A 25,398-nucleotide genomic window follows, 5' to 3' on the forward strand; every position below is an offset into this window, starting at 1 on the left:
CCGCATCTTCGCAGGTGCAGCATTCGCGGCCATGGGCCCTCCGATCCAGATTTCGCAAAATCCCGATATTCGCTATCTCGGGCGTATCCTCGGCGACGTCATTCGCGCCTATGGCGGCGACAAGCTGTTCCGCCAGACCGAATATATCCGTTCGGCGAGCGTCGACCGCCACCGCGGCCTTGCGGGCGCCGACGCGATCGACCCGGGGCTCGAGGCGCTGAGCCTCGACGACACGATAGCCTTTGTGCGCGGCTTCATGCTCTTTTCGATGCTCGCCAACCTCGCCGAGGACCGGCAGGGGGTCGCCGCCGAGCCCGAGGCGACGGTCGCCGCGGCGCTGGCGCGGCTCGACGCCGACGGCATCGACGCGGCGGCCGTCGCCAGGCTGCTCGACGCCGCGCTGATCGCGCCGGTCCTGACCGCCCACCCGACCGAGGTGCGCCGCAAGTCGATGCTCGACCACAAGAACCGCATCGCCGAGCTGATGCAGCTGCGCGATGCCGGGGTCGAGGAGACGCCGCAGGGCGATATCGTCGAAGAGGCGATCCGGCGCCAGATCGTGCTCTTGTGGCAGACGCGCCCCTTGCGCACCGAAAAATTGTTCGTCGCCGACGAGATCGACAATGCGCTGACCTATTTGCGCGACGTCTTCCTGCCCGTCGTGCCCAAACTCTATGCGCGCTGGGAAAAGGAGCTGGGGCAGCGTCCGGCGAGCTTCCTGCGCGTCGGGAGCTGGATCGGCGGCGACCGCGACGGCAACCCTTTCGTCACCGCCGAAACGCTGCGCCTTGCGACCAGCCGCAACGCCGCCGCGGTGCTCGGCCATTATATCGACGCGGTCCATGCGCTCGGCGCCGAGCTGTCGGTGTCGTCGGGTCTCGCGACGGTCCCCGACGCGGTCGAGGCGCTCGCCGAGGCGAGCGGCGACGAAGCGCCGAGCCGCCGCGACGAACCCTATCGCCGCGCCCTGTCGGGCATCTATGCCCGGCTGTGCGCAACCTATGCCGGGATCGTCGGCCAGCCGCCGCCGCGTCCGTCGCGGCTCGCGGGCGAGGCCTATGCGGCGCCCGCCGATTTCCGGCGCGATCTTGTCGTCATCGCGAACGGCTTGTCGGCGAGCGGCGAAGGCCAGCTCGGCAGCATCGGCGCGCTCGGGCGGCTGATCCGCGCGGTCGAAGTGTTCGGCTTCCACCTCGCGACGCTCGACATGCGGCAGAACAGTGCGGTTCACGAGCGCGTGCTCGCCGAACTGCTCAGCGTCTCGGGCGTGTGCGACGACTATGCGGCGCTGTCCGAAGCGGAACGTGTCGCGCTGCTCACCGCCGAGCTGAGGAGCGACCGGCCGCTTGCCGCCGCGTGGCACGAATGGAGCGAGGAAACCGCGGGCGAGCTTGCGATCATCCACACCGCCGCCGAGGTGCGGCAGCGGCTGGGGCAGGAGACGATCTGCCAGTGGATCATCTCGATGGCGCAGGATCTTTCCGACCTGCTCGAAGTCCATGTGCTCGCGCGCGAAGCGGGGCTGTGGCGCGGCGGCGCCGAGGCGGGGGCGACGAACCTGATGGTCGTGCCGCTGTTCGAGACCATCGACGATCTCGGCCGCGCGCCGGACATCATGGCGCGCTATTTCGCGATGCCCGAGGTCGGCCCGCAGGTCGCGGCGCGCGGGCATCAGGAAGTGATGATCGGCTATTCGGATTCGAACAAGGACGGCGGCTATCTGACCTCGACCTGGGGACTTTATCAGGCGTCGCAGGCGCTGACCCCGGTGTTCGCGGCGGCGGGCAACGCGATGCAGCTGTTCCACGGCCGCGGCGGTGCGGTCGGGCGCGGCGGCGGCAGCGCTTTCGCCGCGATCCGCGCGCAGCCCGCCGGCACGGTGCAGGGGCGCATCCGCATCACCGAACAGGGCGAGGTGATCGCCGCGAAGTTCGGGACGATCGAAAGCGCCGCGACGAACCTCGAGGCGATGGTATCGGCGAGCCTGCTCGCGAGCCTCGAGCCCGAGAAATTGAGCGAGAAGGACGCGGGGCGTTTCACGCAGGCCATGGATGCGCTGTCGGGCCGCGCGCTCGGCGCCTATCGCGGGCTGGTGTACGACACGCCGGCGTTCAAGGACTTCTTCCGCGCGATGACCCCGATCGCCGAGATTGCGACGCTGAAAATCGGGTCGCGTCCGTCGAGCCGCAAGAAAAGCACCGCGATCGAGGATCTGCGCGCTATCCCCTGGGTATTCAGCTGGGCGCAGGCGCGCACCATGCTGCCCGGCTGGTACGGGACCGGCGAGGCGTTCGCGGCGTTCGAGGACCAGGCGCTGCTCGCCGACATGGCGCAAAGCTGGCCCTTCTTTGCCGCGCTGCTCGGCAATATGGAGATGGTGCTCGCCAAGTCGGACATGGGGATTGCTGCGCGCTATGCGGCGCTCGCGGGCGAGGTCGACGGGCATGAGGCGATCTTTTCGGCGATCCGCGACGGCTGGAACCGCGCGCACGACGGGCTGCTGCGCATCACCGGCCAGTCGCGGCTGCTCGAAAAGAGCCCCGCGCTCGAGGCGTCGATCCGCCTGCGCCTGCCCTATATCGAACCGCTGAACCTGCTCCAGATCGAGCTGATGAAGCGCCACCGCGCGGGCGAAACCGACCCGCGCATCGCCGAGGGCATCCAGCTGACGATCAACGCAATCGCGACCGCGCTCAGGAACAGTGGCTGATTCTTTCTCCCGTCATTGCGAGGAGCCGAAGGCGACGCGGCAATCCAGAGCGTGCGTAAACCGCTCGGGATTGCTTCCCCCGGCTTCGCGGGGTCGCAATGACGACGTGTGTTTGCGCGCCGTCAGTTCGAAACGATCTTCACCGTGCCTTTGCTGGTCGCTCCGTCGGGGGCGAAGGCAATGGTGAAATCGTCGCCGTCCTCGTCCTTGCCCGCAAGCATGTCGCCGTCGCGCGTGACCTTGACGCCCTTTTTCGCGAACTCGCCTGCCATCCAGTCGGCGGCCTTCGCGGGCGCGGCGGGGGAGGTGAAGCCGAGCTTCACCGTCGCCTTGTCATTGCCGCCCTTGTCGCTGGCATCGATGTCGACCCTGGTGATCTTGCTGCCCGGATAGAGCTTGACCCCGTCGATGTCGAAATCGCCCTCGATGTCGAAATCGACGAAATCGGGGATGTTGATGTTGACGGCCGTCCCGTCCTTGCCGCCGATGGTCAGCTTGCCGCCATTCTGCCCGGTCTTGATCTGGACGCCACCGTCGTCGCCATCGGCGTTGATCGCGATTTCGGTCGCGTCCTTCTTGTCCTCGCCCTGCCCGCACGCGGCGAGAAGGAGCATCGGGGGGATGAGGAAGGCGAGGCGCATGGGATGTCTCCTTGGTGAGTTATGAATATAATACACCTTGGGGCGCGCAAGTCAATTTCCCCCACTTCGTCATGCCGGACTTGATCCGGCATCCTTTCCAACGGCGCCGGAGTGGACCCCGGATCAAGTCCGGGGTGACGACAGGGGAAACAGCCGCGCTAAGCGTCGATGCTGGTCTTAAGATCGCCGTGGACCAGCCCGCCATCGACCGCGATCGTGTCGCCGACGACATAGTCGCCCGCCTTCGACGCGAGGAAGATCGCGGTGCCCGCCATGTCCTCGGGCACGCCGATGCGCTTCACCGGGATGCTTTTCGCGACCGCGTCGCCATGATCGCGCGCCGCCTTGTTCATGTCCGACTGGAAGGCGCCGGGGGCGATTGCGGTGACGATGATATGGTCCTGCACCAGCCGCGCCGCGAGGCGCTTGGTGAGGTAGAGGATCGCCGCCTTCGATGCATGATAGCTATAGGTTTCCCACGGATTGAGCCGCATACCGTCGATCGAGCCGATGTTGATCACCTTCGCCGGCCGGCCGGCGCTCGCCGCCGCCTTGAGCAGATCGTGGAGCGCCTGCGTCAGGAAGAAAGGCGATTTGACGTTGATGTCCATCACCTTGTCCCAGCCCGCCTCGGGGAAGCCCTCGAAGGGCTCGCCCCACGCCGCGCCGGCGTTGTTGACGAGGATGTCGAGCTTGTCTTCGCGCTTGCCGATCTCGGCGGCGAGCGCGCGGCAGCCCTCGACGGTCGAGAGGTCGATCGGCAGCCCGATCACCTGCCCCGGATAGCGGGTGTCGAAGTCGGCGACCGCGGCGTCGATCTGCTCGGCCTTGCGCGCCGAGATATAGACGCGCGCGCAGCCCGCGGCGAGGAAGCCCTCGACGATCATCTTGCCGATCCCGCGCGACCCGCCGGTGACGAGCGCGACGCGGCCGTCGAGGCCGAACATGCTTTGGAGGTTCATAACGCTGTCCTTTTTAAAGCCCCTCCCCTGAAGGGGAGGGGTTTGGGCCGCTCAATATCCGTTCATCCGCGCGACCTGGTCGATGTGGTAATGCACGTCGCCCATAAATTCGGCGAGCGCGCGGTCGCGCTTCATATAGAGGCCGATGTCATATTCGTCGGTCATGCCGATGCCGCCGTGCATCTGGACGCCTTCGCGCACCGCGAGGTTCGCGGCGCGGCCGGCTTTCGCCTTGGCGACCGAGACCATCAGCTTCGCGCCCTCGCTGCCCTCGTCGAGCAGCTGCTGCGCCTTCATCACCGTCGCGCGCGCGACTTCCATTTCACCATAGAGGTGCGCGGCGCGGTGCTGGAGCGCCTGAAACTCGCCGATCAGCTTGCCGAACTGCTTGCGTTCCTTGAGGTAATTCACCGTCATGTCCATCGCGCCCTGGCCGACACCGACCATTTCGGCGGCGGCGCCGGTGCGCGTCGCGGCGAGCAGCGCGTTCAGCACATCCTCGCCCGCATCGACCTCTCCGATCACCGCATCGGCGTCGAGTTCGACGCCGTCGAAGCGGACGTGGCTCGCGAGGCTCGAATCGACGAGGCGGCGCGGGTCGGCGGTCACGCCACTGGCGTCTTTCGGCACCGCGAACAGGGTGATGCCGCCGTCGGTCCGGGCCGACACGATGCTCATGTCGGCGACATGGCCGTGAAGGACGAAATCCTTCCTGCCGTCGAGCCGGAAGCCGTTGCCGCTGCGCGTTGCCGTGGTGGCGACGCGGTCGGGGCGGTGCTTCGGCCCCTCGTCGATCGCGAGCGCGACGATCGCCTCGCCGCTTGCAATCGCGGGGAGCCACCGCCCCGCCTGCGTGCCGCCGGCCTGCGCCAGCGCCGCGACCGCGCCGACGCTGGTCGCGAGAAAGGGCGAGGGGGTCAGGTTGCGCCCGATCTCCTCGAGCACGATGCCGGCCTCCATATGCCCCATGCCGAGCCCGCCATGCGCTTCGGGAACGAGCATCCCGGGCAGGCCCATTTCGGTAAACTGCTTCCACAGGTCGCGCGAAAAGCCGGTTTCGTCGGCCTTGTCGCGCAGCTTGCGAAGATGCGATACGGGCGCCTGTTCGGCCACGAAGGGGGCGACGCTGTCCTTGAGCATCGCCTGGTCGTCATTGTGATAGAGCGGCATGTCTGGTCTCTCCGAAAGCCCCTCCTCTTCAGAGGAGGGGTTGGGGGTGGTGGACGCCGGTGAAGGAGCACCACCCCGCTGCGACTAGCGGGCAAGCCCCGCAAGTCTCGCTGCCCCTCCTCTGAAGAGGAGGGGTTGGTTGTTTCTACGCCCCCGGCAAATCCAATATCCGCTTGGCGATGACGTTGAGCATGACTTCGCTCGTTCCGCCTTCGATCGAATTGGCCTTGGTGCGCAGCCAGCTGCGCGCCCGCGCGCCGCCCTTGGTTTCCTCGCTGTCCCATTCGAGCGCTTCGCTGCCGCCGCCCGCCATGACGAGCTCGTAGCGGCGCTTGTTGAGCTCGGTGCCGACATATTTCATCATGTTCGACGATGCGGGATGCGCGCGGCCGGTCTTCCACATGTCCATGAAGCGTTCGCCCATCGCGCGATAGGCGAAGACCTCGGTGTCGAACGCCGCCATTTCGGCGCGCAGGATCGGGTCGTCGAGCTCGCCCGCTTCATTCTTGCCGAGCGATTTCGCGAATAGCGCGCCGATGCTGAGCATGTCGCCGCCGGCGCCGCCGCCCGAGATCATCTCGCGTTCGTGGCCGAGCAGATATTTGGCGACGTCCCAGCCGCGATTGACCTCGCCGACGAACTGGTCCTTCGGTACTTTCACATCGTCGAAGAAGGTTTCGCAGAAGGGGCTGTTGCCGCTGATCAGCAGGATCGGCTTGGTCGAAACGCCGGGGCTCTCCATGTCGAAGAGCATGAAGGTGATGCCCTGATATTTGTTCGTCTTGTCGGTGCGGACGAGGCAGAAGATCCAGTCGGCCTTGTCGGCATAGCTCGTCCAGATCTTCGAGCCGTTGACGACCCAGTGATCGCCCCTGTCTTCGCCAAAGGTCTGGAGCGAGACGAGGTCGCTGCCCGAACCCGGTTCCGAATAGCCCTGGCACCAGCGGATCTCGCCGCGCGCGATCTGGTTCAGATAATGAACCTTCTGCTCTTCGGTGCCGAATTTGAGCAGCGCGGGCCCCAGCATCCAGATGCCGAAGCTCTGGAGCGGCGGGCGGGCATTGATCCGCGCCATTTCCTGCTTGAGCACCTTGGTCTGTTCGGGAGTCAGGCCCGCGCCGCCATAGGGCTTGGGCCAGTCGGGCACGGTATAGCCCTTTTCCACGCAGCGCTCGAGCCACTGTTTCTGCGCGTCATTCTTGAACTCGAACTTGCGCCCGCCCCAGCAGACATCGTCCTCGTCGCGGACGGGTTCGCGCATTTCGGGGGGACAATTGGCTTCCAGCCAGCTGCGCACTTCGGCGCGGAACGCATCCAGATCGCTCATCGCAAGGGCTCCTCTTCCGGCGCCAAATTAAGGGGAGTCGGCAAGTTTACGCAAGCGTCAACTTGGGCGGGACGCCCTGCCGCTACGGCGCCGTAGCGTCCGCTTGCCGGGCGTTGACGCGCCCCGCAGCGCGCCTAAGCTGAGTGGCAAAAGAAAACGGGAGCAAGGAAGATGCGATTCGCAGGCAAGGTCGCCGTCGTCACCGGCGCGGCATCGGGTATCGGCAAGGCGGCGGTGCTCAAACTGGCGGGCGAGGGCGCGCATGTCTTCGCCGCCGACATCGACGAGGCGGGCGGCAAGGCGCTCGCCGAAGCCTCGAACGGCAAAATCGAGTTCCTGCGCTGCGACGTTACCGTCGCAGCGGACATCGAGGCGCTGATGAACGAGGCCGCGAAGCGCGGCGGCGGCATAGACATCGTCTTCAACAATGCCGCCGCGGGCGGCGACCGCGCCCCGATCGACGAGATCAGCCCCGAAGGCTGGGACTGGACGATGAATCTGGTCCTGAAATCGGTCGCGATGGGCATCCGTTATGCCGCGCCCCATATGAAGGGGCGCAAGGGGGCGAGCATCGTCAACACCGCGAGCGTCGCGGCGCTCGGCGCCGGCTATTCGCCGACCGCCTATGCGGTGGCGAAGGCGGGCGTGCTGCAACTCACCAAGGTCGCGGCGACCGACCTCGCGCAATATGGTATTCGCGTGAACGCGATCTGCCCGGGCTTCATCAACACCAACATCTTCACCTCGACGCTCGAGGTTCCCGATGCGAGCAAGGATGCGGCAAAGGCGATCATCGCCGACATGAGCGCGCACGCACAGCCGGTCGCGCGCGGCGGCCAGCCCGAGGATATTGCGAACGCGGTCGCCTATCTCGCGAGCGACGAGGCGAGCTTCATGACCGGCACGCACATGCTCGTCGATGGCGGGCTGACGATCGGCCAGCGCCATGCATGGGACCCCGAGGCGCCGGGCCTGTTCGACGCGCTGGTCGCGATGGAGGATGCCGCCAAGGCCGGGGCACCCGCGTGACCGCTGCCGCGGTGGCGTTGCCGCCGGCCGAACGGCTGCCGCTGCGCATCAAGCTGGGCAATGGTTTCGGATCGGTCGCCTATGGCGTGAAGGACAATGGCTTCGCCACGCTGTTGATGCTGCTCTATAATCAGGTTCTGGGCCTCGACGCGCGCGTCGTCGGGCTGATCCTGCTGATCGCGCTGTTTCTCGATGCGATCATCGACCCGATGGTCGGCTATTGGAGCGACAAGACGCACAGCCGCTGGGGCAAGCGTCATCCGTGGATGTATGCGTCGATCCTGCCGATGGCCTTTGCATGGATGATGCTGTGGCATCCGCCGCAGATTCACTCCGACTGGCTTTACGGCTATCTGCTGCTCTTTGCCTTCCTGATGCGGGCGGCGGTCTCCTGCTACGAAATCCCCGCCCTCTCTGTGGTGCCGGGGCTGACGAGCGATTACGACGAGCGCACGTCGCTGACGCGCTGGCGTTTCGTGTTCGGCTGGGCGGGCGGGCTGCTGATGCTCACTTTGGCCTTCGGCGTGTTCCTCGTCCCCACCGAGCGCTATCCGGTCGGACAGCTCAATGTCGAAGGCTATCAGCTTTATGGCTGGACCGGGGCAGCGCTGATGATCGTCGCGACCAGCGTTTCGGCCTGGACGACGCATCGCCGCATCGCGCGGCTCGATGCGACGCCGCCGATGCATCTGCCGCTCGGCCCGACGCTCCGGAAGATCGGAGCGATCCTGTCGAACAAGGCGTTTCTGATTCTGCTCGGCAGCTCGCTCTTCGCCTTCGTGAATCAGGGGCTGACCTTTTCGGCCACCACCTATCTGCTCAGCTATTATTGGGAAATGCCGCAGGCGGGCTTCATCGCCTATTCGGCGACCCTGTTCGTCGGCGTGCTCGGTGCTTTCCTGATCGTCGGGCTGTTGCAAAAGCATATCGAAAAGCGCACCGGCGCAGTCGCGGCGGGCATATTGGCGCTGATCTTCGCGCTGCTGCCCTATCTGCTGCGCTTCGGCGGCCTGTTTCCCGCCAATGGCGATCCCCGCCTGATCCCGTCGCTCTTCACGCTCGTCACCATCTCGAATGCCTTTGCCGTCGCGTCGATGATTCTCGGCCAGTCGATGGCGGCCGATATCGTCGAGGCATCGCAGGAGCAGACCGGCGAGCGGTCGGAGGGCATTTTCTTTTCGGCCTATTTCTTCGTCCAGAAATGCGCGACGGGGGTCGGGCTGTTTCTGACGGGTCAGGTCATCGGCGCCGCCAATTTTCCTGCGCAGGCCAAGCCCGGCCATGTCGACCAGACGGTGCTGGACAATATGGCGACCTATTTCCTCGTCATATTGGTCCTCTTCGCGGTCGCCAGCATTGCATTTATCGCGCGTTTTCCCATTTCGCGATCGGACCATGAGGCGCGGGTCGCCGCGCTGGCCGCCGCAACCGCCGACGGTCCGCGATGACGGCCCCCGCCATCCTCCCCGGCAGGCTGCCGACGCGGATCAAGGCCGCGCACGGGCTGGGCAGCGTCACCTTGGGGATCAAGGAGTCGGGGCTCACCACCTTCTTCATGATCTATTACAATCAGGTGCTGGGGTTCGATCCGCGCCTGGTGTCGCTGGTGCTGATCGGCGCGATGTTCGTCGATGCGCTGGTCGACCCGCTGATCGGGCGCCTCTCCGACGCGACGCGCTCGCGCCTCGGGCGGCGGTTGCCGTGGCTCTATGGCGCCGCGCTGCCGATGGCGATCGCCTGGGCGCTGCTGTGGATGTCGCCCGACGTCGCGCGGCATTCGGCGCTGGGCCTGTTCCTCAACGTCGTCGCGGTGCGCGTGCTGGTGTCGGCGTGCGAGATTCCTTCGATCTCGCTCGTCGCCGAACTGACGCGCGATTATGACGAGCGCACCGCCCTGATGCGCTTTCGCTTCCTGTTCGGCTGGCTCGGCGGGCTGCTCGCGGTCGCGCTCGCTTACGGCTATTTCCTGAAATCGGACGACCCGGCGACCAACGGCCTGCTCGATCCGTCGGGCTATGCGGCCTTCGGCCTGTTCGGCGCGACCCTGATCCTCGTCTCGACGCTCGGCTCGGCGCTCGGGCAGCAGCGCCGTATTCTCGCGCTGCCGCCGCCGCCCGCCGCCGCGCACCACAGCAAGGCGATGTTCGCCGACATAGCGCTCGCCTTTCGCAATCCCGCCTTCGTCGCGTTGGTCAGCGGGGCGCTGTTCGTCACCACCGGCTATGCGACGACGATCGCCTCGACCAATTATATGATGCTCTATGTGTGGCGGATGAGCGACGCGCAGCTCGCCTGGTATCCCGCGGGCCTCGCGATCGCGGTGTTCGGCGCCTTCGCCGCGGTCGGTCATGCGCATCGCCGCTTCGGCAAGCGCGACAGCGCGATCGCCGCGGCGCTCGCGAGCGGGGCGATCGCCTTTCTGCCCTATGCCGCGCGCAACCTCGGCTGGTGGCCCGAGCTCGGCAGCTGGACCTCGATGGCGCTGCTGCTGTCGTTTCAGACGACGTCGCTGTTCGGGCTGATCGTCGCGACCATATCGACCTCGTCGATGGTCGCCGAAATCGTCGAGGCGCACGAGGTCGATCATGGCACGCGAATCGAGGGCGTCTTTTTCGCCGGCTATCTGATGGTCCAGAAATTCGGGCAGGCGCTCGGCATCTTCCTCGTCGGCCAGCTCGTCGCCTTCGTCGGGCTCAGCGACCGGCTGCGGCCCGAGGATTGGCCGGCGCGCGACGCGGCGGCGATGGCGTGGATTTTCGCCGGGCTGATGATTTTGATCGGAATCATGGCGACGATCGGACTGCGCCGTTACGCGATCGACCGGGCGAGTCACGAAGCACGCCTCGCCGCGCTTGCCTCGACCCTGCAACCGCAGGGCGATAGCGAAGGGCAGCGGCCGTAGCGTAAGATTGCGCGGGTGTGCAGGTGCCGGCAATTTTCTGCGTCGCGGGGCTTGGCAAGGCGCCCGAATCGGTTCTAGGGTTTACGTGAACGTAAAGGGAAAGGATGCAGCGATGGATTTCGACCTCACCGAGCGGCAGAAGCACTGGCAGGGCCGCGTGCGCGACTTCATCGAGCGCAAGGTGCGCCCTGCGGTCCCGACCTATAAGGAACAGGATCAGGCCGGCGATCGCTGGAAGGTGATCCCGATCGTCGAGGAGCTGAAGGCCGAGGCGAAGGCGGCGGGCATCTGGAACCTGTTCATGCCGCCGCGCAGCGCCGCGCACCACCATGTCGACGAGACGATCGAGTTCGAAGGCCCCGGCCTCACCAACCTCGAATATGCGCTGTGTGCCGAGGAAATGGGGCGGATCGGCTTTGCGAGCGAGGTGTTCAACTGTTCGGCGCCCGACACCGGCAATATGGAAGTCTTCCATCGCTACGGCACTGCGGCGCAGAAGGAACGCTGGCTGAAGCCGCTGATGAACGGCGAGATTCGCTCGGCCTTTCTGATGACCGAACCCGCGGTCGCCTCGTCCGACGCGACCAATATCGAGACGCGGATCGAGCGCGACGGCGACGATTATGTGATCAACGGCCGCAAATGGTGGTCGTCGGGGGTCGGAGATCCGCGCTGCGCGGTCGCGATCGTGATGGGCAAGACCGACTTCGGTGCGAAGCGCCACCAGCAGCAGTCGATGCTCGCGGTGCCGATGGACACGCCGGGGATCAAGATCCTGCGCCACCTGCCCGTCTTCGGCTATGACGACGCGCCGCACGGCCATATGGAGGTCGAGCTGAAGGATGTGCGCGTCAATGCCGAGGATGCGATGCTGCTCGGCGAAGGGCGCGGGTTCGAGATCGCGCAGGGCCGGCTCGGGCCGGGCCGCATCCATCACTGCATGCGCACGATCGGCGTCGCCGAGGAAGCGCTCGAAAAGATGTGCAAGCGGCTCCAGTCGCGCGTTGCTTTTGGCAAGACGATCGCCGAGCACAGCATCTGGGAACAGCGGATCGCGCGCGCGCGCATCGACATCGAGATGACGCGGCTTCTGTGCCTCAAGGCCGCCGACATGATGGACAAGGTCGGCAACAAGGCCGCCGCGGCCGAGATTGCGGCGATCAAGGTGCAGGCGCCGAACATGGCGCTGAAGATCATCGACGATGCGATCCAGGCGCACGGCGGCGGCGGCGTCAGCGACGACTTCGGCCTCGCGAGCGCCTATGCGCATCAGCGCACCCTGCGCCTCGCCGACGGCCCCGACGAGGTCCATGCCCGCGCGATCGCGCGCATCGAACTCGCCAAGCACGCGCCGGCGGCGAACGACCCCGGCTTTTCGTCGGGCGACGTCGGGGTTTCGCGCTAAGCTCCCCTCCCGCCAGCGGGAGGGGCCGGGGGAGGGCCTGTCCCGGTTCGCATTCAACATCCCTTCCCCTAACCCCTCCCGCAAGCGGGAGGGGGGATGAACGGAGATTATCATGACCAAAGCCGCCGTCCTGATCGAACCCGGCAAGCCGCTCTTCGTCGAAGAGGTCGTCGTCGACAAGCCCGGCCCGCACGAGGTGCGCATCCGCACCGCCGCGTGCGGCTTGTGCCATTCGGACCTCCACTTCATCGACGGCGCCTATCCGCATCCCCTTCCGGCCATTCCCGGCCACGAGGCCGCGGGCATCGTCGAGGCGGTGGGAAGCGAAGTGCGCACGGTGAAGCCCGGCGATGCGGTCGTCACCTGCCTTTCGGCCTTTTGCGGTCACTGCGAGTTCTGCGTCACCGGGCGCATGTCGCTATGCATGGGCGGCGACACGCGGCGCGCGCCCGGCGAACCGCCGCGCATCACGCGCCCCGACGGCAGCGTGGTCAACCAGATGCTGAACCTTTCCGCCTTTTCGGAAGTGATGCTGGTCCACGAACATGCGTGCGTCGCGATCGACCCCGACATGCCGCTCGACCGTGCGGCGGTGATCGGCTGCGCGGTGACGACCGGCGCGGGGACGATCTTCAACGCGTGCAAGCTGACGCCGGGCGAAACGGTCGCGGTCGTCGGTTGCGGCGGCGTCGGGCTCGCGACGATCAACGCTGCGAAAATCGCCGGCGCGGGGCGCATCATCGCCGCCGACCCGGTGCCGGAAAAGCGCGCGCTCGCCGAAAAGCTCGGCGCGACCGACACCGTCGATGCGCTCGCCGACGATGCCGCGAAGCAGATCGTCGAGATGACCAGGGGCGGCGTCGATCATGCGATCGAGGCTGTGGGGCGTCCGGCCTCGGCCAGCCTTGCGGTCGCATCGCTGCGCCGCGGCGGCACCGCGACGATCCTCGGCATGATGCCGCTCGCCGAAAAGGTCGGGCTCGGCGCGATGGACCTGCTTTCGGGCAAGAAATTGCAGGGCGCGATCATGGGCGGCAACCGCTTCCCGGTCGACATCCCGCGGCTCGTCGATTTCTACCTGCGCGGGCTGCTCGACCTCGACTCGATCGTCGCCGAAACGATCCCGCTCGAAAAGATCAACGAGGGCTTCGACAAGATGAAGAAGGGCGATTCCGCGCGGTCGGTGATCGTATTCGACCAATGAGCATCGACGCGCAGAAGCTGTTTTCGGGCACCGTCGCGCCCGAGGGCGCCGACATCCTCGACGAGGCGAAGCTGACCGCGTGGATGGAGGCGAATGTCGAGGGTTTCAGAGGGCCGCTGACGCAGAGCAAGTTCGCCGGCGGCCAGTCGAACCCGACCTACAGGATCGCCTCGCCGTCGGGCAATTATGTGCTGCGCCGCAAGCCGTTCGGCAAGCTGCTGCCCTCGGCGCATGCGGTCGACCGCGAATATAAGGTGCAGGCGGGCCTGCACAAAATGGGCTTTCCGGTCGCGCGCCAATATGGGCTCTGCACCGACGAGAAGGTCGTCGGCAGCTGGTTCTATGTGATGGACATGGTCGACGGCCACACCATCTGGGACGGCTCGATGCCGGGATCGACCCCCGAAAACCGCCGCGCGACCTATTTCGCGATGATCGACACGCTCGCCGCGCTGCACGGCGTCGACGTCGAGGCGGCGGGGCTGGCGGACTATGGCAAGCCGGGCAATTATTTCGGGCGCCAGGTCGACCGCTGGACCAAGCAGTACAAGCTCTCCGAAACCGAGACGATGGACGAGATGGAGCAGCTGATCGCCTTCCTGCCCGCGACCCTGCCCGAACAGACGCGCACCAGCGTCGTTCACGGCGACTATCGGATCGACAATATGATCTGGGCAAAGGACCGCGCAGAGGTGCTCGCGGTGCTCGACTGGGAGCTGTCGACCCTGGGCGACCCGCTCGCCGACTTCACCTATGTCGCGATGGCGTGGGTGACCGAGAATGGCGGACGCTCGGGGGTGATGGACCTCGACCGCGCGGCCCTCGGCATTCCCGAGCTTGAAGCGGTGGTCGAGCGCTATTGCGCCGCGACGGGGCGCGACAGCGTGCCCGACATGAACTGGTATTTCGCCTATAATTTCTTCCGCCTCGCGGGCATCATGCAGGGCATCAAGAAGCGCGTGATCGACGGCACCGCCTCGTCGGCGCATGCGAAGGAAATGTCCGAACGCGTGCGGCCGCTCGCGCAGCGCGCATGGGATTTTGCACGAAAGGCAGGCGCATGAATCTCTTCGATATGAGCGGCGAGGTCGCGCTGATCACCGGATCGTCGCGCGGCATCGGCAAAGCCATTGCGGAAGCGATGGCCGAGCAGGGCGCGAAGGTCGTGATTTCGAGCCGCAAGCAGGATGCGTGCGACGCGACCGCGGCGGCGATCAACGCGAAACACGGGCGGGGCACCGCGATCGCGGTCGCGGCGAACATTTCCTCGAAGGAGGATCTTCAAAATCTGGTCGCCGAAACGCGGCGCGCCTTCGGCAAGATCACGACGCTCGTCTGCAACGCCGCGTCGAACCCCTATTACGGCCCGGGGCTCGGCATCGCCGACGAGCAGTTCCGCAAGATCATGGACAATAATATCCTGTCGAACCACTGGCTGATTTCGATGGTCGCGCCCGAACTGATCGCACAGGGCGGCGGCGCGATCACGATCATCAGCTCGATCGGCGGGCTGAAGGGATCGCCGATCATCGGCGCCTATTGCATCTCCAAGGCCGCCGACATGCAGATGGCGCGCAACTTCGCGGTCGAGTTCGGGGAAAGCGCCGTGCGCGTCAATTGCATCGCGCCGGGGCTGATCCGCACCGACATGGCGCGCGCCTTGTGGGAAAATCCCGAGACGCTCAAACGCTCGACCGCCGCCGCGTGCCTCAAGCGCATCGGCGAGCCGCACGAGATCGCGGGCGCCGCGGTCTTCCTCGCGTCGAAAGCGGGGGCTTTCACAACCGGCCAGACCATCGTCTGCGATGGCGGCGCCACGATTTCGGGAGGCGCATGATGGGCGCATTGGACGGCAAGATCGCGATCATTACCGGTGCCGGCTCGGGGATCGGCCGCGCGAGCGCGCTGCGCTTCGCCGCCGAGGGCGCGCGGCTCGTCATCGGCGACAAGACGGCGGCGGTACACGACACGGCGGCGGCGGTGAAGGACGCGGGCGGCGAGGTCGTCGCGCTCGAAATCGACGCCGGGGTCGAAGCCGATGTCGCGAAGCTCGTCGCGGCCGCGCAGGGCACCTATGGCGGGCTCGACATCGCCTTCGCCAACGCCGGGATCATCGGCGACATGGGCGGCATCTTCGACATCACGCCCGAGGGCTGGGCCGAAACGCTGCGCGTCAATCTGATCGGCCCCGCGCTGATGGTGAAACATGCGGGCAAGGCGATGGTCGACCAGGGGCGCGGCGGCGCCATCGTGCTGACCGCGAGCGTCGCGGGGCTCAATTCGGGCGCGGGTCCCGCCGCCTATTCGGCGTCGAAGGCCGGCGTGATAAACCTTGCCAAGACCGCGGCGCAGCAGATGACGACCGCCAATGTCCGCGTCAACGCGATCTGCCCCGGCCTCACCGAAACCGGCATGACGCGCCCGACTTTCGACTATGCGAAGGAAAAGGGCGTGACGCACAAGATCGGCCAGCTCAATCCGCTGAAGCGCGCGGGGCAGCCCGAGGAGCTTGCCAATGTCGCGCTGTTCCTCGCGAGCGATCAGGCGAGCTATGTCAACGGCCAGGCGATCGCGGTCGACGGCGGCCTTACCAGCTCGCACCCGGTGACGCGCCAGCTGCTCGGCCAGACGTCGCATTAGGAGATGGTGATTTTCGACATCGAGCAACCCTGCGATAGCCGTGTGTCCCCGCCTTCGCGGGAGCACAGGCTTTTCCCATCGAAGACAGCCATGACCGGAACACATTGATGACCCACGGATTCGACACCGCGCGGCTCGACCGCATTCCCGCCTTCCTCGGCGCCAAATATGTCGATAGCGGGCGCCTGCCCAATGCGGCGACTTTGGTGTCGCGGCGCGGTGAGATCGCGCATCTGTCATGCATCGGCGAGGCGCGGCCGGGCGAGGCGCTGAAGGAGGATGCGATCTTCCGCATCGCGAGCATGACCAAGCCGATTACCGGCATCGCCTTCATGATGCTGCTCGAAGAGGGCAAGGTCGCGCTGTCCGACCCGCTCGTCAAATATTGCCCCGAATTCAGGGAAACCGGCGTGTTCGTCGCCGGCGGCGGCAATGTCCCCTTTCTGACCCGCCCGCCGGCGCGGCCGATCCTGATGGTCGATCTGCTGCGCCATACCGCGGGGCTGACCTACAGCTTTCAGGAACGCACCCCCGTCGACGCCGCTTACCGCAAGACGAAAATCGACGATTTCGACGCCGATTATACGATGGACAGCTTCATCGCGGCGCTCGCGAAGATTCCGCTCCAGTTCGACCCCGGCGCGCACTGGAATTATTCGATGGCGACCGACGTGCTCGGCGCGGTGATCGAACGGATCGAGGGCAAGCCCTTTGCTGAGGTCCTGCACGATCGCATCTTCGCACCCCTCGGCATGGTCGACACCGGCTTCAAGGTGCCGGCCGGCGAGCAGCATCGCCTGACCGACTGCTATGCCTTCGACCCCAAGGCGAAGATGAAGCCGTTCGACAGCGGCGCGCGCAGCCGCTGGGCGAAGGATCGCAGTTTCCATTCGGGCGGCGGCGGGCTCGTTTCGACGCTTGCCGACTATCACCGTTTCTGCCTGATGCTGCTCGGCGGCGGCAAGCTGGGCGATGTGCGGATCGTCAGCCGCAAGACGCTCGACCTGATGACGTCGAACCACCTCGTCGGCGGCGGCGATTTGACTCAGCATAGCGTTGGCATTTTCAGTGAGGATGAAAATGCGGGGGTCGGCTTCGGGCTCGGCTTTGCGGTCACGCTCGATCCGGCGCGCGCGGGCATCCCGGGCTCGGCGGGCGATTTCTATTGGGGCGGCATGTTCTCGACCGGCTTCTTCGTCGATCCGGTCGAGGAGATCTGCATGGTGTTCATGACCCAGCTGATGCCCTCTTCGACCTATCCCGTGCGGCGCGAGGTCAAGACCCTCGTCCACGCCGCGATCGACGACTGATTACCCAGACCAAGGAGCTTTCCCATGTCCGATGAAACCCCCAACTCCGTCACGATGCAGAAGGATGGCGAGGTCGCCGTCATCATCGTCAACAATCCGCCGGTCAACGCGCTGTCGTGGCACGTTCGCGAAGGGCTGAAGACCCATTTCGAGGCCGCGCTCGCCGATGACGGCGTCAAGGCGATCGTGCTGCGCTGCGACGGCGCGACCTTCATCGCCGGCGCCGACATCAGCGAATTCGGCAAGCCGCCGCGCGGGCCCGATTTCAACGCGGTGCTCAACATGATCGAGGCGGCGCCCAAGCCCGTGGTCGCGGCGATCCACGGCACCGCGCTCGGCGGCGGGCTCGAGACCGCGCTCGTCTGTCACTATCGCATCGCGGTGCCGTCGGCGAAGCTCGGCGTCCCCGAGGTCAAGCTCGGCCTGCTTCCCGGCGCGGGCGGGACGCAGCGCCTGCCGCGCGTCGTCGGGGTCGAGGCCGCGGCGACGATGACCTCGCTCGGCGATCCCGTTCCGGCGCCCAAGGCGAAGGAGATGGGCCTCGTTGATGAACTGGCGGGCGAGGACAGCCTTGCCGCCGACGCGATTGCTTTCGCGCGCGCCAGGATCGCCGACGGCCCGCGCCCGACGCGCGAGCGCGAGGTGTTCGGCGATGTCGCCGCGATCGAGCAGCTCAAGACCGCGAACGCGAAGCGCTGGCGCGGCTTCGAGGCGCCCTATGCCAACCTCGCCTGCGTCGAGGCGGCGACGCGCCTGCCCTTCGACGAAGGCCTCGCCTTCGAGCGCCAGGAGTTCATGAAGCTGATGATGGGCAGCCAGTCGGCGGCGCAGCGCCACATCTTCTTCGCCGAACGCCAGGCCGCGAAGATCGACGGTCTGCCCAAGGACATCAAGCTGCGCGACGTGAAGAAGGTCGGCATCATCGGCGCCGGCACGATGGGCGGCGGCATCATGATGAACTTTCTGCAAAAGGGCATCCCATGCACGATCGTCGAGATGCAGCAGGAGGCGCTCGACCGCGGGCTCGGCGTCGTGCGCAAAAATTATGATGCAAGCGCCGCAAAGGGCCGCTTCAAGCCCGAGCAGGTCGAGTCGATGATGGGGCTGATCACACCGTCGCTCGAGCTGGAGGCGCTCGCCGATTGCGACCTCATCATCGAGGCGGTCTATGAGAATATGGACGTCAAGAAGGAGATTTTCGGCAAGCTCGACAAGATTGCGAAGCCCGGCGCGATCCTCGCGTCGAACACCAGCTATCTCGACGTCAACGAAATCGCCGCATCGACGAGCCGGCCCGGCGACGTGCTCGGCATGCACTTCTTTTCGCCCGCGAATGTGATGAAGCTGCTCGAGGTCGTGCGCGGCGACAAGACCGCCGACGATGTGCTCGCGACCGCGATGGCTACGGGCAAAAAGATCGGCAAGGTCGCGGTGGTCGCGGGCGTGTGCCACGGCTTCATCGGCAACCGCATGCTCGCGCCGCGCCAGATCGAGGCGCAGAAGCTGCTGCTCGAAGGCGCGACCCCGGCGCAGGTCGACAAGGTGCATGTCGATTTCGGCATGCCGATGGGGCCGTTCCAGATGAGCGACCTCGCGGGCGTCGACATCGGCTGGCACCGCGACCCGAACCGGATCGAAAGCATCCGCGACGCGCTATGCGCCGAGGGCCGCTGGGGCCAGAAGAAGCAGGCGGGCTTTTACGACTACGATGACAAGCGCAACCCGTCGGAAAGCCCGCGCGTCGCCGAGATCATCGAGGAGTTCCGCCAGAAGGCCGGGGTCGAAAAGCGCGAGATCAGCGACCAGGAAATCGTCGAGCGCACGCTTTATCCGATGGTCAACGAAGGCGCGCTGATCCTCGAGGAAGGCAAGGCGCAGCGCGCGAGCGACATCGACGTCGTGTGGATCTATGGCTATGGCTGGCCGGTCTATCGCGGCGGCCCGATGTTCTGGGCGGGGCTCGAAGGCACCGACAAGATCGCCGCGGCGCTGGAAAAACATGGTTTCGAGGTGGCGCCGCTGCTCAAGGAAAAGGCCGCGGCGAAAGCCGGGTTCTGATCCCAATATCCCCTCCCCTTCAGGGGAGGGGCTTAATTTCGTCCCGATGCGGGGCAGGCGGCCCTTCGTTTGTCGGCGTCCTGCGTCCGGCACGGGCGAAAAGTTGCGATTGAAGGTTAAAGCACTGGCAAGACCCGCCGTTAGGGCAGAGCATGGACGCCATGCCCTTCGCCGCTGCCCTGATGCTGCTCGCCGCCGCCGCACCGGCCGCCACGCCGGCGCCGCAGCCGAGCGCGGTCGGCGTCGCCCGCGCGCGCATCGTCGCGCCGGCCGAGGTTCGGCGGGTGAACGGCAAGCTCGAAATCCGCAGCGGCGATGCCAAGGCGCCGCGGCAGGTGCATCGCACCACGCGCCGCGACGGCGGCGAGACGGCGGACTTTTATTGAACGATCCACGACGGCCGATATCGACTCTCGAGCTGGAGCCGATCCAAACACTCTCGTCATCCCGGACTTGATCCGGGATCCATTCGAGCCGACGGGGGGAACTGGATCCCGGATCAAGTCCGGGATGACGAAGATTTCGAGGCGGCCCTTGCCTGGTCCCTCATTCAGGCCTGCAACGTCCGGATGATCGCCGAAAAGTCATGGCCGCCCTCGTCGGCAGCGACGAAGGCTTCGTAAAGCTCGCGCGCGCGGCTGCCCATCGGGACTTGCGCCTCGACGCTCGCTGCGGCTTCCATCGCGAGCCGCAGATCCTTGAGCATCAGCGCCGCGGCGAACCCGCCCTGATAGTCGTTGTCGGCGGGGGTCGTGGGGCCGACGCCGGGGAGCGGCGCATAGCTGGTCAGCGACCAGCATTGCCCCGACGACACGCTCGCGATGTCGAAGAATTTCTGCGGGTCGAGCCCCAGCTTCTGCGCGAGCGCAAGGCTTTCGCACGTCGCGATCATCGACGCGCCGAGCAGCATGTTGTTGCAGATCTTCGCCGCCTGTCCTGCGCCCGCATCGCCCGCATGGATCACCGCCTTGCCCATCGCGCCGAGGATCGGCTCGCTCCGCGCAAAGGCGCCGCCGGTGCCGCCGACCATGAAGGTCAGGGTGCCCGCGTTGGCGGCGGCGATGCCGCCCGAAACCGGTGCATCGACCGCGACGAGGCCCTTCGCCGTCGCAGCTTCGATATTGGCGCGCGCGGTGGCGACGTCGATCGTCGAGCAATCGAGCAGCAAGGTGCCGGGCGCGGCATTGGGGAAGACGTCGGCTTCATAAACGCCCGCGACATGCTTGCCCGCGGGGAGCATGGTGACGACAGCCTCGGCGCCGGTCACCGCTTCGGCCGCCGACGAGGTGCGCTGGCAGCCGGCTTCGACCGCGCGCGCCAGCGCCTCTTCGCTGAGGTCGAAGGCGCGGACGTCATGCCCCGCCTTCGCGAGGTTCGCGGCCATGCCGCCGCCCATATTGCCGAGTCCGATGAATGCGATTTTCATATCTGCTCCCCTCCCGCTTGCGGGAGGGGCCGGGGGAGGGCCTGTCCCGTATATTGCACATTGCCGGGAAAACGAACACGCCCTCCCCTAGCCCCTCCCGCAAGCGGGAGGGGGGACTGAAATCACCGCCCCTTCCACACGCCTTCGCGCTTTTCGATGAAGGCGGCCATGCCCTCGGCCTTGTCCTCGGTCGCGGCGAGGATCTGAAACAGGCGGCGTTCGTAGATCAGACCCTGGTCGAGCGTCGTTTCGAACGCGGCGTTGACCATGTCCTTGTTCACCATCGCCGCCATCGGGGGCATCGCGGCGATCACCGTCGCGGTCTTCACCGCTTCGTCGACGAGGCTTTCATGCGCCACCACCCGCGCGACAAGGCCTGAGCGCTCGGCCTCTTCGGCGTCCATCATCCGGCCGGTGAGGCACATTTCCATCGCCTTGGCCTTGCCGACCGCGCGGGTGAGGCGCTGCGAGCCGCCCATGCCGGGGGCGACGCCGAGCTTGATTTCGGGCTGGCCGAACTTCGCCTTTTCCGACGCGATGATGAAATCGGCCATCATCGCGAGTTCGCAGCCGCCGCCGAGCGCGAAGCCGTTCACCGCGGCGATCCACGGCTTGCGAACCTTCTTCACGAAGTCGCTCGTCCATTTCGAGAAGAAATCCTCGAGGTAGAAATCGGCGGCGGGTTTGTCGGCCATTTCCTTGATGTCGGCGCCCGCGGCGAACGCCTTGTCGCCCGAACCGGTGAGCACCGCGCAGCGTTGGCTGTCGTCGGCCTCGAAGGCGGCGAAGGCGGCGATCAGGTCGTCGAGCACACCCGAATTGAGCGCGTTGAGCGCCTGCGGGCGGTTGAGCATGACGAGCGTGACGGCGCCGCGCTGTTCGACGAGGAGGGTATCGTAGGTCATTCTGATGTTCTCCTGATGGCCGTCATGCCGGCCCTTCGACGGGCTCAGGACCGGCATCCATTCCGGCGAGGCTGACTGGACCCCGGATCAAGTCCGGGGTGACGAAATTAGGGTAGCGGGGTCCATTTCTCCTCATCGGGCAGCGGCGCGAAGATCGCGTCGATCCACGCGTCGCTGACCGCCTCGGGGGTTGGCGGGTCCCATTTGGGACTATTGTCCTTGTCGACGATCAGCGCGCGCACGCCTTCGAGGAAGTCGTGCATCTGGACGACGCGCGCGCCGATCGCATATTCCTGGGCCATCTCGGCGGCGAAGTCGGGCATCGCCGCGCCTTCCTTCAGCTGCCGCAGCGCGACCTTGCACGTCTGCGGCGATTTGGTGCCGAGCGTGTCGCGCTCCTTTTGCGCCCAGTCCGATCCGTCGGCCTCGAGCGCGGCGAGGATGTCCTCGTAGCGGTCGCTCGCGAACAGGCGGTTGATCTTGTCGAGATGGTCCATCACCGCCGCATGCGGCGCAGTGATAGAGAGCTCGCCCAGGATACCGCCGATGCGGTCGGGGTGCGCGGCGATGCGCGCCTTCGCCTCGGCGAGCTTTTCGGACGGCAGATAATGGGTGGCGATGCCGAGCGCCAAACATTCGGCGCCGTCGAGCCGCGCGCCGGTGAGCGCGAGATATTGGCCGACGCGCCCTTCGAGCCGCGGCAGATACCAGCCGCCGCCGACGTCGGGGAAGAGGCCGATCCCCGTCTCGGGCATTGCGAAGCGCGTATGCTCGGTCGCGACGCGATATTTTGCGGGCTGCGAAATGCCGACCCCGCCGCCCATGGTGATGCCGTCCATGAAGGCGACGACGGGCTTTGCATAAGTGAAGAGCAGGTGGTTGAGGCGATATTCGGTGTGGAAAAAGGCGCGCGCTTCCACGCCGTCCTTCGCGCCGCTCTCTGCCAACATGCGGATGTCGCCGCCGGCGCAGAAGCCGCGGCCCTCGCTATGCTCGATAATGACGGCTTCGACGGCGGCATCATCGCGCCACGCGACGAGTGCGTCGATCATCGCCCGACACATTGCGAGGTTCAATGCGTGGATCGCCTTGGGGCGGTTGAGCGCGATGCGGCCGATGCGGCCTTCTTTCGCGATGATGACGTCTTCGGTCATGCAGCAGGTCCTTCGAGACGGGTCTTCGCCAGGCTCAGCCCCTCCTCGGGACGAACGGCGAAAAATAAAATCCGTTTGTGCTGAGGAGCCGCTGAGCCTGTCGAAGCGGCGTCTCGAAGCATCGTTATCTTCATCATTGGCGCAGCAGGTCCCTTCCCACGATCATCCGCATCACCTGGTTCGTCCCTTCGAGGATCGAATGGACGCGCAGGTCGCGCCAGAAGCGCTCGATCGGATAATCCTTCAGATAGCCATAGCCGCCGAACAGCTGGAGCGCGTCGTTGACGATCTTGCTGCCATTGTCGGTCGCGAGCCGCTTCGCCATCGCCGAGAAGCGCGACTTGTCGGGGGCATTCGCGGTGACCTTCGCTGCCGCCATGTAAAGCAGCGCGCGCGCGGCTTCGAGGTCGGTCGCCATGTCGGCGAGCATGAACTGGGTGTTCTGGAAATCCGAAATCGGCTGTCCGAACTGCTGGCGGTCCTTCGTATAGGCAATCGCTTCGTCGAGGCAGCGCTGCGCGCCGCCCAAGGAACAGGCGCCGATGTTGAGCCGGCCCCCGTCGAGCCCCGCCATCGCGAAGCGGAAGCCGTCGCCCTCGGCGCCGACGCGGTTTTCGACCGGCACCTTCACATTGTCGAAGATCACCTGCGCGGTGGGGGAGGCGTTCCAGCCGAGCTTGCGCTCCTTGGCGCCGAAGCTGACCCCCGGCATGTCCTTTTCGATGACGAGGCACGAAATGCCCTTCGGTCCCGGCTCGCCGGTGCGGACCATCGTCACATAGAGGTCGTTGACCCCGGCGCCCGAAATGAACTGCTTGGTGCCGTTGACGACATAATGGCCTGCCCCGGACCCCGATCCGGGGTCGCCCTCCAGCTTCGCCGTCGTCTTCAATGCCGCGGCATCGGAGCCTGAACCCGGCTCGGTGAGGCAATAGCTCGCCATCTGGTCCATCGTGACGAGGCCGGGCAGGAACTTCGCCTTGACCGCGTCGCCGCCGAAACGGTCGATCATCCAGCTCGCCATATTGTGGATCGAGACGAAGGCGCTGGTCGCGGGGCAGCCATAGGCCATCGCCTCCATGATCAGCGCGGCTTCGAGCCGGCCGAGGCCGATGCCGCCCGATTCCTCGCTGACATAGATAGCGGCGAAGCCCAGCTCGGCGGCCGCCTTGATCACATCGCGCGGGAATATCTGCTTTTCATCCCATTCGGCGGCGTGCGGCGTGATCGCATCGGCGGTGAACTTGCGCGCCATCTCCTGAATGGCGCGCTGGTCGTCGGTCAGCTGGAACTGGTCGGTCATTTCCCTGTCTCTATTATGGCCTCGGCCTCGATTTCGACTTTCCATTCGGGGCGCAGCAGGCCCGCGACGACGGCCATCGTGGCCGCGGGCCGGACATCGCCGAACACAGCCCCGTGCGCGCGGCCGACGAGGTCGGCGTCGGCGGGGTCGGTGATGAACATGCGCGTGCGCACCACGTCGGCGGGCGAGCCGCCGAGCGCGGCGAGCGCCTCCGCTATGATCGTCAGGCAGCGAGCCGCCTGCACCCCCGCGTCGCCGGCGGTCGACGAACCGTCGGGCTCGATCGGCGCGGTTCCGCCGACAATGATCCGCTCGCCGATCCGCACCGCCCGGCTGTAGCCGAAAACGGGTTCATAGGGCGATGCGGAGGCGTGATTGCGGCGGTCAGCCACAGGTGATTTTCTCGATTTTATAGGCGTCGTCATAGAAGATGTTCAGCCGGTCCTGGCGATAGTCCATCGTCATCGCCGAGCGCGGCGGGCCCCAGCGCAGGGTGCGCGCGCCCGATTCTTTCAGGATCGCCGCGCCGAGATCGGGGGTCGCGGTCTGCCCGACATGGCTTTGCACCGCATCGGCGTTGCACGTCATTTCGGCGGGCGGCGGCGGTCCCATGTCGCCGGGCGATTCGCCGGGCGCCGCACAGGCGGCCAGCGGCAGGGCGGCGGCGATCGTCAGCAAGCGAATATCCATCGTCTATCTCCCTTTCTTCCTGCCGCCCCTCAGGCGACGCACCGCCTATAGCGCAGCGGCTCGGCGGCGGCACCCTCGCCATAATCGCGGCGCACGAGCGTCTTGCCGCCGTCGGCGAGGCCGAGCAGCATCAGCCGGTCCCATGTCTCGCCTTCGCCGCTGAACTTGTAATCGGCGACGATGCGGTTCGCGCCGCGCTCGCGGACATGCGCAAGGTCGCCCGCCGATTCGAAGAAACGCAGCGTCTTTGCGTCGATCACCAGCGCGGTGAGGTCGGTGCCGGGGCGCGCGGTGCAATCCTCTTCCTTGAGCGCCCAGCGCCCCTGGATCGCGGCGGGGATCGCCTTGTCGCCGGTGCCGATGCCGGCATCGGGCTTCGCGGGCGGCTTCGCCGACGCGTCGGGCGTGTAGGAAAGGTCGGCGTCGGCGGGCGCCCCCTCGGCGGGAACCGCGCTTGCGGGTTCGCCGGGGATGGAGGTGTTTTCGGGTGCCGTTTCCTGCTTCTCGTCATGGCCGCCGCCGCACGCGGCCAGAAGCAAGATTGTGGCCAACATTAAGCCCC

At 66.3% G+C, this 25,398-nt stretch carries 23 protein-coding genes; 12 read left to right on the forward strand and 11 right to left on the reverse strand.

The genetic code is table 11. The features are described 5' to 3' along the window. Positions 1–31 precede the first annotated feature (31 nt). Positions 32–2,710 carry a phosphoenolpyruvate carboxylase gene (gene ppc, locus KNJ79_RS01335; RefSeq protein ID WP_317152490.1) on the forward strand — a complete coding sequence of 893 codons (2,679 nt, stop codon included), beginning with the start codon at positions 32–34 and terminating at the stop codon, positions 2,708–2,710. A 122-nt stretch (positions 2,711–2,832) separates the two neighbouring features. On the opposite strand, the gene KNJ79_RS01340 is transcribed toward ppc, so the two are convergent. The 4 genes from KNJ79_RS01340 to KNJ79_RS01355 all read right to left on the reverse strand — a co-directional run bounded on the left by KNJ79_RS01340 (position 2,833) and on the right by KNJ79_RS01355 (position 6,810). Continuing rightward, positions 2,833–3,351, reverse strand: coding sequence for a hypothetical protein (locus KNJ79_RS01340; RefSeq protein ID WP_317152491.1), 519 nt, complete (start codon positions 3,349–3,351; stop codon positions 2,833–2,835). A gap of 158 nt (positions 3,352–3,509) precedes the next feature. Continuing rightward, positions 3,510–4,313, reverse strand: a complete 804-nt coding sequence (locus tag KNJ79_RS01345) for an SDR family oxidoreductase (protein WP_317152492.1) — start codon at positions 4,311–4,313, stop codon at positions 3,510–3,512. A gap of 51 nt (positions 4,314–4,364) precedes the next feature. After that, the gene (locus KNJ79_RS01350) at positions 4,365–5,483 is read right to left on the reverse strand and encodes an acyl-CoA dehydrogenase family protein (protein WP_089216559.1); all 1,119 of its coding nucleotides are present in this window, start codon (positions 5,481–5,483) and stop codon (positions 4,365–4,367) included. Between the two features lie 145 nt (positions 5,484–5,628). Then, positions 5,629–6,810 carry an acyl-CoA dehydrogenase family protein gene (locus KNJ79_RS01355; protein ID WP_317152493.1) on the reverse strand — a complete coding sequence of 394 codons (1,182 nt, stop codon included), beginning with the start codon at positions 6,808–6,810 and terminating at the stop codon, positions 5,629–5,631. A 171-nt stretch (positions 6,811–6,981) separates the two neighbouring features. Between KNJ79_RS01355 and KNJ79_RS01360 the strand changes: the two genes are divergently transcribed. The 11 genes from KNJ79_RS01360 to KNJ79_RS01410 all read left to right on the forward strand — a co-directional run bounded on the left by KNJ79_RS01360 (position 6,982) and on the right by KNJ79_RS01410 (position 19,744). Next, on the forward strand, positions 6,982–7,839 hold the full coding sequence (locus KNJ79_RS01360; protein WP_089216561.1) for an SDR family NAD(P)-dependent oxidoreductase: 858 nt from the start codon (positions 6,982–6,984) through the stop codon (positions 7,837–7,839). After that, positions 7,836–9,287, forward strand: coding sequence for an MFS transporter (locus KNJ79_RS01365; RefSeq protein WP_317152494.1), 1,452 nt, complete (start codon positions 7,836–7,838; stop codon positions 9,285–9,287). The genes KNJ79_RS01360 and KNJ79_RS01365 overlap by 4 nt, the downstream gene beginning before the upstream one ends. Continuing rightward, on the forward strand, positions 9,284–10,741 hold the full coding sequence (locus KNJ79_RS01370) for an MFS transporter (RefSeq protein ID WP_317152495.1): 1,458 nt from the start codon (positions 9,284–9,286) through the stop codon (positions 10,739–10,741). Before KNJ79_RS01365 ends, KNJ79_RS01370 begins: the two co-directional genes overlap by 4 nt. A 112-nt stretch (positions 10,742–10,853) precedes the next feature. Further along, a complete protein-coding gene (locus tag KNJ79_RS01375) occupies positions 10,854–12,146 on the forward strand; it encodes an acyl-CoA dehydrogenase family protein (protein WP_089216564.1) in 1,293 nt (430 codons plus the stop codon). 112 nt (positions 12,147–12,258) lie between these two features. Further along, positions 12,259–13,350, forward strand: a complete 1,092-nt coding sequence (locus tag KNJ79_RS01380; RefSeq protein ID WP_317152496.1) for a Zn-dependent alcohol dehydrogenase — start codon at positions 12,259–12,261, stop codon at positions 13,348–13,350. Then, on the forward strand, positions 13,347–14,414 hold the full coding sequence (locus KNJ79_RS01385) for a phosphotransferase family protein (protein WP_317152497.1): 1,068 nt from the start codon (positions 13,347–13,349) through the stop codon (positions 14,412–14,414). The genes KNJ79_RS01380 and KNJ79_RS01385 overlap by 4 nt, the downstream gene beginning before the upstream one ends. Further along, a complete protein-coding gene (locus tag KNJ79_RS01390) occupies positions 14,411–15,187 on the forward strand; it encodes an SDR family NAD(P)-dependent oxidoreductase (RefSeq protein WP_317152498.1) in 777 nt (258 codons plus the stop codon). The genes KNJ79_RS01385 and KNJ79_RS01390 overlap by 4 nt, the downstream gene beginning before the upstream one ends. Then, entirely contained in the window at positions 15,187–15,990 is an 804-nt protein-coding gene (locus KNJ79_RS01395) for an SDR family NAD(P)-dependent oxidoreductase (protein ID WP_317153972.1), read from the forward strand. Before KNJ79_RS01390 ends, KNJ79_RS01395 begins: the two co-directional genes overlap by 1 nt. A gap of 107 nt (positions 15,991–16,097) precedes the next feature. Further along, positions 16,098–17,300: a serine hydrolase domain-containing protein gene (locus KNJ79_RS01400; RefSeq protein WP_317152499.1), complete on the forward strand. Its 1,203-nt coding sequence runs from the start codon at positions 16,098–16,100 to the stop codon at positions 17,298–17,300. A 24-nt stretch (positions 17,301–17,324) separates the two neighbouring features. After that, positions 17,325–19,358: a 3-hydroxyacyl-CoA dehydrogenase NAD-binding domain-containing protein gene (locus tag KNJ79_RS01405; protein WP_317152500.1), complete on the forward strand. Its 2,034-nt coding sequence runs from the start codon at positions 17,325–17,327 to the stop codon at positions 19,356–19,358. 152 nt (positions 19,359–19,510) lie between these two features. Continuing rightward, complete coding sequence (locus KNJ79_RS01410; protein ID WP_317152501.1) at positions 19,511–19,744, forward strand: hypothetical protein; 234 nt, start codon at positions 19,511–19,513, stop codon at positions 19,742–19,744. 164 nt (positions 19,745–19,908) lie between these two features. Here the strand turns inward: KNJ79_RS01410 and mmsB are convergent, their stop codons facing one another. The 7 genes from mmsB to KNJ79_RS01445 all read right to left on the reverse strand — a co-directional run bounded on the left by mmsB (position 19,909) and on the right by KNJ79_RS01445 (position 25,390). Further along, positions 19,909–20,784, reverse strand: a complete 876-nt coding sequence (mmsB, locus tag KNJ79_RS01415) for a 3-hydroxyisobutyrate dehydrogenase (RefSeq protein WP_317152502.1) — start codon at positions 20,782–20,784, stop codon at positions 19,909–19,911. A 122-nt stretch (positions 20,785–20,906) separates the two neighbouring features. Next, on the reverse strand, positions 20,907–21,689 hold the full coding sequence (locus KNJ79_RS01420; protein ID WP_317152503.1) for an enoyl-CoA hydratase-related protein: 783 nt from the start codon (positions 21,687–21,689) through the stop codon (positions 20,907–20,909). Between the two features lie 107 nt (positions 21,690–21,796). Beyond that, positions 21,797–22,843, reverse strand: a complete 1,047-nt coding sequence (locus tag KNJ79_RS01425) for an enoyl-CoA hydratase/isomerase family protein (protein ID WP_317152504.1) — start codon at positions 22,841–22,843, stop codon at positions 21,797–21,799. Between the two features lie 133 nt (positions 22,844–22,976). Then, positions 22,977–24,146, reverse strand: coding sequence for an acyl-CoA dehydrogenase family protein (locus KNJ79_RS01430; protein ID WP_089216575.1), 1,170 nt, complete (start codon positions 24,144–24,146; stop codon positions 22,977–22,979). Then, entirely contained in the window at positions 24,143–24,538 is a 396-nt protein-coding gene (locus tag KNJ79_RS01435) for a RidA family protein (protein WP_245836797.1), read from the reverse strand. Before KNJ79_RS01435 ends, KNJ79_RS01430 begins: the two co-directional genes overlap by 4 nt. Beyond that, positions 24,531–24,836, reverse strand: a complete 306-nt coding sequence (locus tag KNJ79_RS01440; RefSeq protein WP_089216577.1) for an I78 family peptidase inhibitor — start codon at positions 24,834–24,836, stop codon at positions 24,531–24,533. Before KNJ79_RS01440 ends, KNJ79_RS01435 begins: the two co-directional genes overlap by 8 nt. A 29-nt stretch (positions 24,837–24,865) precedes the next feature. Beyond that, a complete protein-coding gene (locus KNJ79_RS01445) occupies positions 24,866–25,390 on the reverse strand; it encodes a hypothetical protein (protein WP_317152505.1) in 525 nt (174 codons plus the stop codon). Positions 25,391–25,398 lie beyond the last annotated feature (8 nt).

The sequence above is a fragment of the Sphingopyxis indica genome, assembly GCF_032879645.1.
Taxonomy (GTDB): Bacteria; Pseudomonadota; Alphaproteobacteria; order Sphingomonadales; family Sphingomonadaceae; genus Sphingopyxis; species Sphingopyxis indica.

What these genes read in the sequence shown, in the direction of transcription:
- ppc (WP_317152490.1), top strand. Translation starts at nt 32, where the DNA reads ATGGGCCCTCCGATCCAGATTTCGCAAAATCCCGATATTCGCTATCTC.
- KNJ79_RS01340 (WP_317152491.1), bottom strand. Translation starts at nt 3,351, where the DNA reads ATGCGCCTCGCCTTCCTCATCCCCCCGATGCTCCTTCTCGCCGCGTGC.
- KNJ79_RS01345 (WP_317152492.1), bottom strand. Translation starts at nt 4,313, where the DNA reads ATGAACCTCCAAAGCATGTTCGGCCTCGACGGCCGCGTCGCGCTCGTC.
- KNJ79_RS01350 (WP_089216559.1), bottom strand. Translation starts at nt 5,483, where the DNA reads ATGCCGCTCTATCACAATGACGACCAGGCGATGCTCAAGGACAGCGTC.
- KNJ79_RS01355 (WP_317152493.1), bottom strand. Translation starts at nt 6,810, where the DNA reads ATGAGCGATCTGGATGCGTTCCGCGCCGAAGTGCGCAGCTGGCTGGAA.
- KNJ79_RS01360 (WP_089216561.1), top strand. Translation starts at nt 6,982, where the DNA reads ATGCGATTCGCAGGCAAGGTCGCCGTCGTCACCGGCGCGGCATCGGGT.
- KNJ79_RS01370 (WP_317152495.1), top strand. Translation starts at nt 9,284, where the DNA reads ATGACGGCCCCCGCCATCCTCCCCGGCAGGCTGCCGACGCGGATCAAG.
- KNJ79_RS01375 (WP_089216564.1), top strand. Translation starts at nt 10,854, where the DNA reads ATGGATTTCGACCTCACCGAGCGGCAGAAGCACTGGCAGGGCCGCGTG.
- KNJ79_RS01380 (WP_317152496.1), top strand. Translation starts at nt 12,259, where the DNA reads ATGACCAAAGCCGCCGTCCTGATCGAACCCGGCAAGCCGCTCTTCGTC.
- KNJ79_RS01385 (WP_317152497.1), top strand. Translation starts at nt 13,347, where the DNA reads ATGAGCATCGACGCGCAGAAGCTGTTTTCGGGCACCGTCGCGCCCGAG.
- KNJ79_RS01390 (WP_317152498.1), top strand. Translation starts at nt 14,411, where the DNA reads ATGAATCTCTTCGATATGAGCGGCGAGGTCGCGCTGATCACCGGATCG.
- KNJ79_RS01395 (WP_317153972.1), top strand. Translation starts at nt 15,187, where the DNA reads ATGGGCGCATTGGACGGCAAGATCGCGATCATTACCGGTGCCGGCTCG.
- KNJ79_RS01400 (WP_317152499.1), top strand. Translation starts at nt 16,098, where the DNA reads ATGACCCACGGATTCGACACCGCGCGGCTCGACCGCATTCCCGCCTTC.
- KNJ79_RS01405 (WP_317152500.1), top strand. Translation starts at nt 17,325, where the DNA reads ATGTCCGATGAAACCCCCAACTCCGTCACGATGCAGAAGGATGGCGAG.
- KNJ79_RS01410 (WP_317152501.1), top strand. Translation starts at nt 19,511, where the DNA reads ATGGACGCCATGCCCTTCGCCGCTGCCCTGATGCTGCTCGCCGCCGCC.
- mmsB (WP_317152502.1), bottom strand. Translation starts at nt 20,784, where the DNA reads ATGAAAATCGCATTCATCGGACTCGGCAATATGGGCGGCGGCATGGCC.
- KNJ79_RS01420 (WP_317152503.1), bottom strand. Translation starts at nt 21,689, where the DNA reads ATGACCTACGATACCCTCCTCGTCGAACAGCGCGGCGCCGTCACGCTC.
- KNJ79_RS01425 (WP_317152504.1), bottom strand. Translation starts at nt 22,843, where the DNA reads ATGACCGAAGACGTCATCATCGCGAAAGAAGGCCGCATCGGCCGCATC.
- KNJ79_RS01430 (WP_089216575.1), bottom strand. Translation starts at nt 24,146, where the DNA reads ATGACCGACCAGTTCCAGCTGACCGACGACCAGCGCGCCATTCAGGAG.
- KNJ79_RS01440 (WP_089216577.1), bottom strand. Translation starts at nt 24,836, where the DNA reads ATGGATATTCGCTTGCTGACGATCGCCGCCGCCCTGCCGCTGGCCGCC.
- KNJ79_RS01445 (WP_317152505.1), bottom strand. Translation starts at nt 25,390, where the DNA reads ATGTTGGCCACAATCTTGCTTCTGGCCGCGTGCGGCGGCGGCCATGAC.